Origin of the sequence: Pseudomonas flexibilis (assembly GCF_000802425.1) — a bacterium.
In the GTDB taxonomy this organism is placed as follows: Bacteria; Pseudomonadota; Gammaproteobacteria; order Pseudomonadales; family Pseudomonadaceae; genus Serpens; species Serpens flexibilis.
In genome coordinates this window covers 1-13,193 of sequence record NZ_JRUD01000004.1, presented here as the reverse complement: position 1 = coordinate 13,193, position 13,193 = coordinate 1, and the positions used below count along the sequence as shown (strand labels likewise).

At 65.5% G+C, this 13,193-nt stretch carries 11 protein-coding genes; 8 read left to right on the top strand and 3 right to left on the bottom strand.

Annotated elements, in window-relative coordinates; all coding sequences use genetic code 11:
• Window positions 1-103: 103 nt before the first annotated feature.
• Both SF06_RS04050 and elbB read right to left on the bottom strand, forming a co-directional pair.
• On the bottom strand, window positions 104-565 hold the full coding sequence (locus SF06_RS04050; RefSeq protein ID WP_027590973.1) for a thioesterase family protein: 462 nt from the start codon (window positions 563-565) through the stop codon (window positions 104-106).
• A 104-nt stretch (window positions 566-669) separates the two neighbouring features.
• Complete coding sequence (gene elbB / locus SF06_RS04045) at window positions 670-1,329, bottom strand: isoprenoid biosynthesis glyoxalase ElbB (RefSeq protein ID WP_039560100.1); 660 nt, start codon at window positions 1,327-1,329, stop codon at window positions 670-672.
• 293 nt (window positions 1,330-1,622) lie between these two features.
• On the opposite strand from elbB, the gene hemB reads away from it, so the two are divergent.
• From hemB to SF06_RS04030, 3 genes are all read left to right on the top strand, one after another.
• Window positions 1,623-2,639 carry a porphobilinogen synthase gene (gene hemB / locus SF06_RS04040; RefSeq protein WP_039560099.1) on the top strand — a complete coding sequence of 339 codons (1,017 nt, stop codon included), beginning with the start codon at window positions 1,623-1,625 and terminating at the stop codon, window positions 2,637-2,639.
• Between the two features lie 29 nt (window positions 2,640-2,668).
• A complete protein-coding gene (gene ppk1, locus SF06_RS04035) occupies window positions 2,669-4,855 on the top strand; it encodes a polyphosphate kinase 1 (protein WP_052199706.1) in 2,187 nt (728 codons plus the stop codon).
• Between the two features lie 235 nt (window positions 4,856-5,090).
• A complete protein-coding gene (locus SF06_RS04030; protein ID WP_051587470.1) occupies window positions 5,091-6,092 on the top strand; it encodes a TRAP transporter substrate-binding protein in 1,002 nt (333 codons plus the stop codon).
• 27 nt (window positions 6,093-6,119) lie between these two features.
• Here SF06_RS04030 and ppx read toward each other — a convergent pair whose 3' ends face one another.
• The gene (gene ppx / locus SF06_RS04025) at window positions 6,120-7,619 is read right to left on the bottom strand and encodes an exopolyphosphatase (RefSeq protein ID WP_039560097.1); all 1,500 of its coding nucleotides are present in this window, start codon (window positions 7,617-7,619) and stop codon (window positions 6,120-6,122) included.
• 339 nt (window positions 7,620-7,958) lie between these two features.
• Here ppx and trxA point away from each other — a divergent pair, with 339 nt between their 5' ends.
• The 5 genes from trxA (at window position 7,959) to SF06_RS04000 (ending at window position 13,061) form a co-directional block, all read left to right on the top strand.
• Entirely contained in the window at window positions 7,959-8,285 is a 327-nt protein-coding gene (gene trxA, locus SF06_RS04020; RefSeq protein WP_027590979.1) for a thioredoxin TrxA, read from the top strand.
• A 234-nt stretch (window positions 8,286-8,519) separates the two neighbouring features.
• Window positions 8,520-9,779 carry a transcription termination factor Rho gene (gene rho, locus SF06_RS04015; protein WP_027590980.1) on the top strand — a complete coding sequence of 420 codons (1,260 nt, stop codon included), beginning with the start codon at window positions 8,520-8,522 and terminating at the stop codon, window positions 9,777-9,779.
• A gap of 122 nt (window positions 9,780-9,901) precedes the next feature.
• The gene (gene ubiD, locus SF06_RS04010) at window positions 9,902-11,368 is read left to right on the top strand and encodes a 4-hydroxy-3-polyprenylbenzoate decarboxylase (protein ID WP_027590981.1); all 1,467 of its coding nucleotides are present in this window, start codon (window positions 9,902-9,904) and stop codon (window positions 11,366-11,368) included.
• 91 nt (window positions 11,369-11,459) lie between these two features.
• Window positions 11,460-12,431 carry a CDP-6-deoxy-delta-3,4-glucoseen reductase gene (locus tag SF06_RS04005; protein WP_039560096.1) on the top strand — a complete coding sequence of 324 codons (972 nt, stop codon included), beginning with the start codon at window positions 11,460-11,462 and terminating at the stop codon, window positions 12,429-12,431.
• Between the two features lie 252 nt (window positions 12,432-12,683).
• Complete coding sequence (locus tag SF06_RS04000; protein ID WP_234702719.1) at window positions 12,684-13,061, top strand: flagellar basal body-associated FliL family protein; 378 nt, start codon at window positions 12,684-12,686, stop codon at window positions 13,059-13,061.
• Window positions 13,062-13,193 lie beyond the last annotated feature (132 nt).

Genomic DNA, 13,193 nt, shown 5'->3' with positions numbered 1-13,193 from the left:
AAGATTATTTTCTTATGCCTTTGAGGGGTCTTCGTAGGGTGGCTCGCGCTTTAGCGAGCCACCGTGCGCGCCGCGAGGCGCGCTGCCCCTGTGATGCGGTGGCTTACCCGCACAGATAAGTCCCGGTGCCCACCGCGATCAGCACACCGTCCTGGTTATGCAGTTCGCTGCGCACCACTGCCACCTTGTTGCCCTCGCGCAGTGGCACCGCGCTGGCGATGAAGGACATGCCGCGTCCGGGGCGCAGGTAGTCGATGCGCAGGTCGATGGTGCCCAGTCGCGCCAGCCGGGCCATGCGTTCGGCCACCGGTAGCTCGTTCAGCCGTTCGCAGGCGCCAATCAGCGCCATGGCCCCGCCGGCCACGTCGAGCAGCGTGGCGATCGCGCCGCCATGCAGGATGCCCTGCACGAAGTTGCCGACCAGCTCGGCGCGCATCGGCATGCGCATCAGCACCTGCTGGCGGGACAGGCTGTCGATCTCGATGCCCAACTGCTGGTTGAAGGGAATGCGGGTGAAGAACTGGCCGATGGCCGCGTACAGCTCGTCGTTGGAGGATGGATGCATCGACGGCGCTCCGGAAGGCGGAGTGCGCAGGCTCGCCGGAAAGCGGCACCGCTGGCCAGTGGGCTGGCGCAGCGAGCCGGCAGTTTGTCCGCTATGACCTGTGGTCAGCCCTCGGCAAGGATCAGCACCTCGTCGACCAGCTTGTTGATGCCGGTGGCGGCCTCGCTGATGGACTTGGCCAGCATGTAGGCCGGGGTGGTGACCAACTTGTGGCGCCGATCGATCACGATGTCCTCCACCGGGCACTCCTGATGGTGCGCGCCCATCTTTTCCATGGCTGCGGCGGTGTCGGCGTCGTTGCCGATGGTGCACTGCACACCGGCACCGAAGATCTTCGCCGCCAGCGCGGGGGCGATGCAGATCAGGCCGATCGGCTTGCCCGCCTGCGCGAAGGCCTGGGTGCAGGCCAGCACGTCGGGTTGCACGCTGCAGTTGGCGCCGCTGACCGCGAAATCGCTGAGGTTCTTGGCCACACCGAAGCCGCCCGGCAGGATCAGCGCATCGAAGTCCTCGACCCGCGCTTCGCGCAGGTCCTTGATGTTGCCGCGCGCGATACGCGCCGCCTCGACCAGTACGTTGCGTGTGCCATTCATTTCTTCGCCCCGGTAATGGTCGATCACGTGCATCTGCTCGACATTCGGCGCGAAGCACTGGACCTGGGCGCCACGCTGGTCCAGGCGCAACAGCGTGAGCACGCTCTCGTAGATTTCCGCTCCGTCGTAGACACCACAGCCGGAAAGAATGACGGCGACTTTCTTGTGCATGCTGTTCTCCTGTATCGGTTCCTGGATGTGCAACCGCTGTGTCGTAGAGGCGGCGGATGCCGTCATCCTACTGCGTGATTGCCGGGTGGGCGAGTTCCTGCTTGGAGTGCCGGCGGTTGCCGCTGTTGCATGCCGGACGTCGCCGGCGCATGGCTCGACGCAGAGCCTCGGCTGGCCGACAATGGCCGCTCGTCGCGCCCGCCTGTGGGCGCCGTGCGGGCTGTCATCAAACGGTCATGATGATGCCGCTAACTCTTCACACACGCGCCCATGGGGCGCCTGGAGTACCCGCCGTGAGCTACACCCCCGCCGATCGCCTGTTCCCCGCCACCCGCCTGCGCCGCAACCGCAAGGACGAGTTTTCCCGTCGCCTGGTGCGCGAGAATCGGCTGAGCGTGGACGATCTGATCCTGCCGGTGTTCGTTCTCGACGGCGAGAACCGTCGTGAGGCAGTGCCCTCCATGCCCGGCGTGGAGCGCCTGTCCATCGACCTGCTGCTCAAGGAGGCCGAAACCTGGGTTGAGCTGGGCATTCCGGCGCTGGCGCTGTTCCCGGTCACCCCGACCGAGAAGAAGTCCCTGGACGCCGCCGAAGCCTGGAACCCGGACGGCATCGCGCAGCGCGCCACCCGCGCCCTGCGCGCGCGCTTCCCGGAACTGGGGGTGATCACCGACGTGGCGCTGGACCCGTTCACCACCCACGGCCAGGACGGCATCCTGGATGAAGAAGGCTACGTTCAGAACGACGTGACCGTCGATGCCCTGGTGCGCCAGGCGCTGTCCCATGCCGAGGCCGGTGCGCAGGTGGTGGCACCGTCGGACATGATGGACGGCCGCATCCAGGCCATCCGCGAAGCGCTGGAAGTGGCCGGCCACGTCAACGTGCGCATCCTCGCCTACTCAGCCAAGTACGCCAGCGCCTACTACGGCCCGTTCCGCGACGCGGTGGGTTCGGCCGCCAACCTGGGCAAGGGCAGCAAGAACACCTACCAGATGGACCCGGCCAACGGTGACGAGGCGCTGCACGAAGTGGCCGCCGACCTTGCAGAGGGTGCCGACATGGTGATGGTGAAGCCCGGCCAGCCTTACCTGGACATCGTCTGGCGCGTGAAGGAGACCTTCAAGGTGCCGACCTTCGCCTACCAGGTCAGCGGCGAGTACGCCATGCACATGGCAGCCATCCAGAACGGCTGGCTGAGCGAGGCGGTCATTCTCGAATCCTTGGTCGGATTCAAGCGTGCCGGGGCCGATGGCATCCTCACCTACTTCGCGGTGCGTGCCGCGCAATTGTTGAAACAACAGGGGCAATAAGCCCCCCAGCCGATCAGCAGGGAACCGAGATGAACACCGACGTTTCTATCGACAGTACAACCCCGGAGCGTGTTGACGGGGTCGAGGCGCCGCAGGTCGACGCGCTGCCGGTAGCACCCGAGCCGCCTGTGGCGACGGTGACCAACCTGGACGACACCAGCCTGTACATCCACCGCGAGCTGTCCCAGCTGCAGTTCAACATCCGCGTGCTGGACATGGCGCTGGACGAGTCCTACCCGCTGTTGGAGCGTCTCAAGTTCCTGCTGATCTTCTCCAGCAACCTGGATGAGTTCTTCGAGATCCGCGTCGCCGGCCTGAAGAAGCAGGTCAACTTCGCCCGCGAGCAGGCCGGTGCCGATGGCCTGCAGCCCCACCAGGCGCTGGCGCGCATCGGCGAGGTGGTGCACGAGCAGGTCACCCGCCAGTACTCGATCCTGCATGACGTGCTGCTGCCCGAGCTGGCCAAGCAGCAGATCCGCTTTATCCGCCGCCGGCAGTGGAACACCAAGATCAAGGCCTGGGTGCGTCGCTACTTCCGCGAGGAAATCGCGCCGATCATGACGCCGATCGGCCTGGACCCGACCCATCCGTTCCCGCTGCTGGTCAACAAGAGCCTCAACTTCATCGTCGAGCTGGAGGGCGTGGACGCCTTCGGCCGCGACTCCGGCCTGGCCATCCTGCCCGCGCCGCGCCTGCTGCCGCGGCTGATCCGCATTCCCGAGGAGGTTGGCGGCGCAGGCGACAACTTCGTGTTCCTGTCCTCGATGATCCACGCCCATGCCGACGACCTGTTCCACGGCATGAGCGTCAAGGGCTGCTACCAGTTCCGTCTGACCCGCAACGCCGATCTGGCGCTGGACGAGGACGTCGAGGACCTGGCCCGTGCATTGCGCGGTGAGCTGCTGTCGCGCCGCTACGGCGACGCGGTGCGCCTGGAAGTGGCGGACAACTGCCCGGCACATCTGTCCAACTACCTGCTGCGCCAGTTCAACCTGGGCGAGGGCGAGCTGTACAAGGTCAACGGACCGGTCAACCTGACCCGGCTGTTCAGCATCACCGGCCTGGACGGCCATCCGGAGCTGCAGTACACGCCGTTCACGCCGAGCATTCCCAAGGCGCTGCAGAACGCCGAGAACATCTTCAACGTGGTGGCCAAGCAGGACATCCTGCTATTGCACCCCTACGAGTCGTTCACGCCGGTGGTCGATCTGCTGCGCCAGGCGGCCAAGGACCCCCATGTGCTGGCCATCAAGCAGACGCTGTACCGCAGCGGTGCCAACTCGGAGATCGTCGACGCGCTGGTGGAAGCGGCGCGCAACGGCAAGGAAGTCACCGCGGTGATCGAGCTGCGCGCGCGCTTCGACGAGGAGTCCAACCTGCACCTGGCCGGTCGCCTGCAGCAGGCCGGCGCGGTGGTGATCTACGGCGTGGTGGGTTTCAAGACCCACGCCAAGATGATGCTGATCATGCGCCGCGAGAACGGCGAACTGGTGCGCTACGCCCACCTGGGCACCGGCAACTACCACGCCGGCAACGCGCGCCTGTACACCGACTACAGCCTGCTGACCGCCGACGCGGCGCTCGGCGAGGACGTCTCCAAGCTGTTCAGCCAGCTGATCGGCATGGGCAAGACCCAGCGCATGAAGAAACTGCTGCACGCGCCCTTCACCCTGAAGAAGACCCTGCTCGACCTGATCGCCCGCGAGACCCAGACGGCCAGCGAGGGCAAGCCGGCGCACATCATCATCAAGGTCAACTCGCTGACCGACCCGAAGATGATCAAGGCGCTCTACAAGGCCAGCCAGGCCGGGGTGAAGATCGAGCTGATCGTGCGCGGCATGTGCTGCCTGCGCCCGGGCATTCCCGGGGTCTCGCACAACATCCAGGTGCGTTCGATCATCGGCCGCTTCCTGGAGCACAGCCGGGTGTACTACTTTCTGGCCGGCGGCGAGGAGCAGCTGTTCCTGGCCAGTGCCGACTGGATGGAGCGCAACCTGGACCGCCGCGTGGAGACCTGCTTCCCGGTGGAAGGCAAGAAGCTCAAGCTGCGGGTCAAGAAGGAGCTGGAAACCTACCTGGCGGACAACACCGGCAGCTGGATCCTGCAGCCGGATGGTCGCTACGTGCGCAACACACCCAGCGGCAATGCCCACCCGCGCAACAGCCAGATCCAACTGCTGGAGCGCCTGGCCAGCCCGCAGCTGCCCGTGCTCTGATCGGCGCCGGAGCCATGACGTCAAACCGTTGCCGCATTTTGTGATGCGGTCGATGGTTTGATCGCGGCGGTTGCCGAACACTCTCGCCCCGTTGCGCGCGGCGATCCCGCGGGCAACGGTCGCGATCGGCAAGGCTTCGGGCAGGGTAGCTGTGGAGCGGGTCGATCCCCTCATTCATCGTGGCTGCGGACAGGGGAAGGTCTTTGTCGGCTGCGCTGAACAAGTGCCTTTATCCATGCACCGTATCGTTCCACCGCTCCATTGCCTGCTGCTGGGGCTGTTTCTGGCCCTGCCGGCCAGCGCCCAGGATGGCGAGCCCATCCTCATCCGTTTCGCTCACGTGGTCGCCGACGACACCCCGAAAGGCAAGGGCGCGTTGCTGTTCAAGCAGCTCGCCGAACAGCGCCTGCCGGGCAAGGTGAAGGTCGAGGTCTACCCCAACTCCACGCTGTACGGCGACGGGGACGAGATGCAGGCGCTGCTCGATGGCAAGGTCGAGCTGCTGGCCCCCTCGCTCTCCAAGTTCGATCGCTACACCAAGAAGCTGCAACTGTTTGACCTGCCGTTCCTCTTCGACGATGCCGAGGCGGTGAAGCGTTTCGGTCGGCGCGAAAAGAGTCGCGAACTGCTGCGTTCCATGGTCGGGCATGGCATCAGCGGGCTGGCCTACTGGAGCAACGGACTCAAGCAGCTGTCGGCCGACCGTCCGCTGCTGCTGCCGGCCGATGCCCGTGGTGTCAGCTTCCGAATCCAGAATTCGGCGGTGCTGCAGAGCCAGTTCGAGGCGCTGGGCGCGCAGCCGGTGCGCCTGGCCTTCGGGGCCATGTACCAGGCTCTGGAAAGTGGCCAGGTGCAAGGCGCGGAAAACCCCTGGTCGAACATCGTCAGCCAGAAGGTGCACACCGTGCAGTCGCACATCGTGGAGAGTAACCACGGCGTGCTGCACTACATGCTGATCACCAACACCCAGTTCTGGAACGGCTTGCCCTATGCGATCCGCGTCGAACTGGACGGCATCGTCGAGGAAGTCACCCAGGTGGTGAATGCCGAGGCCGAGGCGCTGAACGCGCGTGACCGCGCGCGGATCGTCGCCAGCGGCAAAACCAAGCTGATCACCCTGAGCGCGGAGCAGCGCGCGGCCTGGCGCGAGGCGATGCTGCCGGTCTGGAAGCTCTACGAGGACGAGATCGGCGCCGATGTGATCCGCGCCGCGCTGGCCGTCAACCGCAATCGCTGAGCGGCCGGGGCAGGCCCCGGCTCGGCTTCAGTGCACGCTCAGGCGGTACTCGATGCGCTTGAGCCAGTCGGCTTCCTGGGCGAAGTCCGCGCGGGTCAGCGGGTTGGCGGCCAGCCAGCCCTCGGGGAAGTGCAGGTCCAGATGGCGTTCGCCCGCCTCCAGGCGCACCCGGGGCATTTCCTGGGTGCCACGGATGTGGTGGAAGAGGATGGCGAAGCGCAGCAGGATGCACAGGCGCACGAGGGTATCGGTGTCGCCATCGGCTTCCTGGAACTTGTCCAGCGGAATGTTGCGGCGGTGACCGCGCACCAGCAGCGCCAGGTGCAACTGGTCCTGGCGCGAGAAGCCGGCCAGGTCCGAGTGCTCGATCAGGTAGGCACCATGCTTGTGGTAGTGGTAATGAGCGATGTCCAGGCCGACCTCATGCACCCGGGCCGCCCAGCCCAGCAGCTCGCGATGCCAGTCCTGATCGAGCTTCCAGGCGCCCGCCACCTGCTCCAGGGCTGATAGCGCCTTGCTCTTCACCCGCTCGGCCTGCTCCTGGTCCACGTGGTAGCGCTCCATGAGCGCCGACAGGGTGCGCTCGCGCACATCCTCGTGGCTGTGGCGGCCGATCAGGTCGTAGAGCACGCCTTCACGCAAGGCGCCTTCGGAGTGGGTCATGTGCTGCAGGCCCAGGGCGTCGAAGATGGCTTCGAGAATGGCCAGGCCGGCCGGGAAGATGGGGCGGCGGTCCGGCTTGAGCCCCTCGAAATCGATCTGCTCGACGCTGTCCAGCTTGAGCAGGCGCCGCTTGAGCCAGTCCAGGCCTTCGGCATTCACCTCGCCGTTGCCGCGTTGTGCGGCCTGGATGACTTGGCCGATGGCGCGGATGGTGCCGGAGGCGCCCACCGCTTCCTGCCAGCCGTGCCGACGCAGGCCGGTTTCGATGCTCATCAGCTCCAGGCGCGCGGCGGTATAGGCCTCGGCGTAACGGGCCGTGCTGATCCGGCCGTCTGCGAAGAACTGCTTGGTAAAGCTGACGCAGCCCATTTGCAGGCTTTCCCGGGTCAGCGGCTCGAAGCGCTGGCCGATGACGAATTCCGTGCTGCCGCCACCGATATCGGCGACCAGGCGGTTGCCGTTCATGTCGGGGAAGGTGTGCGACACGCCAAGGTAGATCAGGCGCGCCTCTTCGATGCCGGCCACCACTTCCACGGGGTGTCCGAGCAGCGCTTCGGCGCGCCGGATGAACAGGTTGCGGTTGCGCGCCACGCGCAGGGCATTGGTGCCGACGATGCGCACCGCGCCCTGCGGCAGGCCATGGATCAGCTGGGCGAAACGGGCCAGGCAGTCGAGGCCGCGCTGCATGGCTTCCTCGGTGAGGTGGCGGCGTTCATCGAGGCCGGCGGCCAGCTGGACCTTTTCGCCCAGGCGCTCGAGGATGCGGATTTCGCCCTGGTCGACACGGGCCAGCACCATATGGAAGCTGTTCGACCCCAGATCGATGGCGGCGATCAGGGGGAACTGCTCTTGGACGTTGGACATAACGGTAGTCTCGGAAAAAAGCCGGGCAATCCTGCCATGTGATCATGGCAGAGCCAACGTCGAGTGTTGGCGATGGCCGCCGCGGCCCGTTGAGCGCGCCGGCCACGGCGACGGGTTGCGAGAGGGCTCCGCGTTGCGGCACGCCGATTCGGCGGGCCGGTGGCCGCCTGGCGTGCCTGCGGCATCCGGTCGCGGGGCTGTGGGGCGTTCGTCCCGTGCGCAGAGATTGGCGAGGCCGCCATGACCCATAGTCAGAGTCAATCGCCGTCGCCTTCCAGATGTGGCCGGGGAAGGCTATCATACGGCCCACTTTTGCCTTGTCCGATCACGGAGACTTCCATGAGTGAGTTCATCACCAACGTCAGCGATGCCAGCTTCGAGCAGGACGTGCTCCAGGCGGACGGCCCTGTGCTGGTTGACTACTGGGCCGAGTGGTGCGGTCCGTGCAAGATGATCGCGCCGGTTCTGGACGAGATCGCCCAGACCTACCAGGGCAAGCTGAAGGTCTGCAAGCTGAACATCGACGACAACCAGGAAACCCCGCCGAAGTACGGCGTGCGCGGTATCCCGACGCTGATGCTGTTCAAGAACGGCAACGTCGAGGCCACCAAGGTGGGCGCCCTGTCCAAGTCGCAGCTGGCTGCCTTCCTGGACGCCAACCTGTAAGCGACGCGTGATGAAAAAGCCCTGCCGTTCGGCGGGGCTTTTTGCTTTACGGGCTGGACGCCTGTCCTTGGCCGATGGTAGATTCGGCACCGCTGTTTCTTTCGCAGCTCCCCGCAAGCCGTCGTCGACGCATTTAGCATTCGTATCTGCACGCGATTTCTGGTCGCCTTCTCCGACGCGGCTCACAAGCTCGATGCTTGTCCCATCCCTACCGCATACAACTTCGTCATTCCTATGAATCTGACCGAACTCAAGCAAAAGCCGATCGCCGAACTGCTCGACATGGCCGAACAGATGGGCATCGAGAACATGGCCCGTTCGCGCAAGCAGGACGTGATCTTCGCGCTGCTGAAGAAACACGCCAAAAGTGGCGAGGAAATCTCCGGTGACGGCGTGCTGGAAATCCTCCAGGACGGCTTCGGCTTCCTGCGCTCGGCCGACTCGTCCTACCTGGCCGGCCCCGACGACATCTATGTCTCGCCCAGCCAGATCCGTCGCTTCAACCTGCGCACGGGCGACACCATCGTCGGCAAGATCCGTCCTCCCAAGGAAGGCGAGCGCTACTTCGCGCTGCTCAAGGTCGATTCGATCAACTTCGACCGCCCGGAAAACGCCAAGAACAAGATCCTGTTCGAGAACCTCACCCCGCTATTCCCCAACCAGCGCCTGAAGATGGAAGCCGGCAACGGTTCCACCGAGGATCTCACCGGCCGCGTCATCGACCTCTGCGCCCCGATCGGCAAGGGTCAGCGCGGTCTGATCGTCGCCCCGCCCAAGGCGGGCAAGACCATCATGCTGCAGAACATCGCGGCCAACATCACCCGCAACAATCCCGAGTGCTACCTGATCGTCCTGCTGATCGACGAGCGCCCGGAAGAAGTGACCGAGATGCAGCGCACCGTGCGCGGCGAAGTGGTCGCCTCCACCTTCGACGAACCGCCGACCCGCCACGTGCAGGTTGCCGAAATGGTCATCGAGAAGGCCAAGCGCCTGGTCGAGCACAAGAAGGATGTGGTCATCCTGCTCGACTCCATCACCCGCCTGGCGCGCGCCTACAACACCGTGATCCCCAGCTCCGGCAAGGTGCTGACCGGTGGTGTCGACGCCCATGCCCTGGAGAAGCCCAAGCGCTTCTTCGGCGCCGCCCGTAACATCGAGGAAGGCGGCAGCCTGACCATCCTGGCCACCGCCCTGGTGGAAACCGGCTCGAAGATGGATGAAGTCATCTACGAAGAGTTCAAGGGCACCGGCAACCTGGAGCTGCAGCTGGAGCGCCGCATCGCCGAGAAGCGCGTGTTCCCGGCCATCAACATCAACCGCTCCGGCACCCGCCGCGAGGAGCTGCTGACCGCCGATGACGAGCTGCAGCGCATCTGGATCCTGCGCAAGCTGCTGCACCCGATGGACGAGATCGCCGCCATCGAGTTCCTGCTCGACAAGCTGAAAGACACCAAGACCAACGACGAATTCTTCATGTCCATGAAGCGCAAGTAAGCGTTCGGTCCAGGTAGCCAAAAGGCCGGGCTTGTCCCGGCCTTTTGCTTTTTCAGCGGTTTTGTAACACGGCGGCCAACGGTACACTGCGGCCCCCGACCCGCCCCCAGCGAGGCCCAAGCATGCAGTATCGCGATCTGCGCGACTTCATCACTGCCCTGGAACAGCGCGGCGAGCTGAAACGCATTCAGACGCCGGTGTCGCCCGTTCTGGAAATGACCGAGATCTGCGACCGCACCCTGCGCAAGGGTGGCCCGGCGCTGCTGTTCGAAAAGCCCGCCGGCTTCGACATGCCGGTGCTTGGCAACCTGTTCGGCACTCCCGGTCGCGTGGCGCTGGGCATGGGCGCCGAGGCGGTGTCGGAACTGCGCGAGATCGGCAAGCTGCTCGCCTACCTCAAGGAGCCCGAGCCGCCGAAGGGTTTCAAGGACGCGCTGGGCAAACTGCCGCTGCTCAAGAAGGTCATCAGCATGGCGCCCAAGGTGCGCAAGGACGCCGCCTGCCAGGAAGTGATCCTGGAAGGTGACGACGTCGACCTGTCCCGCCTGCCCATCCAGCACTGCTGGCCGGGCGATGCCGCGCCGCTGATCACCTGGGGCCTGACCATCACCAAGGGGCCGAACAAGGAACGCCAGAACCTCGGTATCTACCGCCAGCAGGTGATCGGCCGCAACAAGGTGATCATGCGCTGGCTGAGCCATCGCGGCGGCGCGCTGGATTACCGCGAGTGGTGCGAGAAGTATCCGGATCGCCCGTACCCGGTGGCCGTGGCGCTGGGCGCCGACCCGGCGACCATTCTCGGCGCGGTGACACCGGTGCCGGATACCCTCTCCGAATACGCCTTCGCCGGCCTGCTGCGCGGTTCGCGCACCGAGCTGGTCAAGTGCCTGGGCAGCGAGCTGCAGGTGCCGGCCGGCGCCGAGATCATCCTCGAAGGGCATATCTACCCGGGAGAGATGGCCGACGAAGGCCCCTATGGCGATCACACCGGCTACTACAACGAGGTGGATCGCTTCCCGGTGTTTACCGTCGAGCGCATCACCCACCGCAAGGATCCGATCTACCACAGCACCTATACCGGTCGTCCGCCGGACGAGCCGGCGATCCTCGGCGTGGCGCTCAACGAAGTGTTCGTGCCGATCCTGCAGAAGCAGTTCCCGGAGATAACCGACTTCTACCTGCCGCCGGAAGGCTGCTCCTACCGCATGGCGGTGGTGACCATGAAGAAGCAGTACCCGGGGCATGCCAAGCGGGTGATGCTCGGCGTGTGGAGTTTCCTGCGCCAGTTCATGTACACCAAGTTCGTCATCGTCACCGACGACGACATCAACGCCCGCGACTGGAACGATGTGATCTGGGCCATCACCACGCGCATGGACCCCAAGCGCGACACGGTGATGATCGATAACACACCCATCGACTACCTGGACTTTGCCTCGCCGATTTCTGGCCTGGGCTCGAAGATGGGCCTGGATGCCACCCACAAGTGGCCGGGCGAGACCAGTCGAGAATGGGGCCGCGTCATCACCCGCGATGAGGCTGTCGTGCGGCGCGTCGACGAACTCTGGGCGAGTCTGGGCATCGACTGAGCGGACGCAGAGCCGCCATAGCACAACCTGAATCGGTGTCGCGGCCGGCAACGTCCGTGGCCCCGGTCGTATTTCCCTGCGAGAAACTGCCTTGAACGTGACTGTCCAACCCTCCGGCGTGGTGCTGGAGGTTCAGCCTGGCGAGTGCATCCTGGATGCCGCCCGGCGCCTGGGCCTGGAATGCCCTCAGAGCTGCCGCAACGGCAATTGCCACATCTGCGCCGCCACGCTGCTGCGCGGCCGGGTGCGCCAGCGCGACGCCGAGCTGACCGCCGGCGAGGTCCTGCCCTGTGTGGCGGTGCCGCTGGCGGACTGCGAACTGCTGTGGCCGCTGCTGCTGGCGCCGGGCACCCTGCCGGTGCGCGAGATGAGTTGCCAGCTGATCGCCTGCGAACCGCTGGGTGGCGACGTGTACCGCCTGCGCCTGCGCGCGCCGGCCGGCAAGCCGCCACGCTACCACGCCGGGCAGTATGTGATGCTGCAGCGCGAGGATGGCGATTGGTCGGCCTATTCGCTGGCGTCCGCGCCGCACCAGGGCCGCGAGCTGGAACTGCACATCCTGGCGCGCGACGAGCAGCCGCGTGCGCTGCTGACGTTCATCGAACGCAGCGGGGTAGCACGGGTCCAGCTGCCGTTCGGCGATGCCTGCCTGGAGCGCCTGCCGGAGGGTCCGCTGCTGCTGATCGCCGCTGGCACCGGCCTGGCGCAGATGTGCGGCCTGATCGAGCATTGCCGTGCCTCCGGCTTTGCCCATCCGCTGCACCTCTACTGGGGGGTGCGCAGTCCCGAGGACTTCTATGCGCTGCCGCAGTGGGACGAGTGGCAGCGCACGCCCAACCTGATCTTGCACCGGGTGGTCAGCGACCTGTGCGGCTGGGAAGGGCGCTGCGGGCTGTTGCACGAGGCCGTGCGGGCGGACTTCCCCAGCCTGTCCGGACTGCACGTCTATGCCAGCGGCTCGCCGGCGATGGTCTACGCCACCCTGGATGCGCTGGTGGAGGCCGGCATGGCGCCGCAGCAGATGCATGCTGATGTCTTCGCCTATGCGCCGCGTCCGGCCTGAGGGCCGTAACGCTTTTCTTGTCCGCCATCGCGCCGGCGCGGCGCGCCTGGCGGCCCGCAGGGTGGGTCGATAAGGCGACCCACCCTGCGGAGTCCTGGACGCCGTCCGAAAATTGACGCGGGCAGCCGCCGCCGCCGGGCCAGCCCGGCGAAGCCTCGCGGAATGCCACGCGCCACGAGCTGGCACGCTAATAGCTAGGCAAGCCGTCAACGCCAGAGGAGTTTGCTTGTGAAATCGCTTATCGCCGCGCTGATGCTGCTGGGTCTGTTTGCCGCTCCGGTGCAGGCTGCCAAGGAGTACGATCCCAGCAAGGTTCTGTATGTCGAGCTGCGCCCGTCGCTGGTCGGCAACTACGGGGATGGCCCGCGCCCGCGCTTCTACAAGGCCGACGTGGCCCTGCGGGTCACCGGCACCTTTGCGCAGGCGCGCCTGGAGCACCACCAGGCTCTGATCCGTAACGAGCTGATCATGCTGTTCGCCGCCGTGCCCACGGGCGGCATGGACAGCCTGGAAGCCAAGGAGCAGCTGCGCCAGAAGGCGCTGGAACGCATCCGCGCCGTCATCGAGTACGAAGAAGGCTACCCGCTGGTCGAGGACCTGCTGTTCACCAACCTGATCGCCCAGCCCTAATTTGCACGGTGGTGACAGGTTGAAATCCCTCCCTGTGGGAGATTCTATGTTGCCCTGCAAGCGCTTTTAGGCAGTTCGAGGGATGTAATCCTCCCGCTTCTTCATCAGGGCAAAGGCGATCCTGGCTAGGTT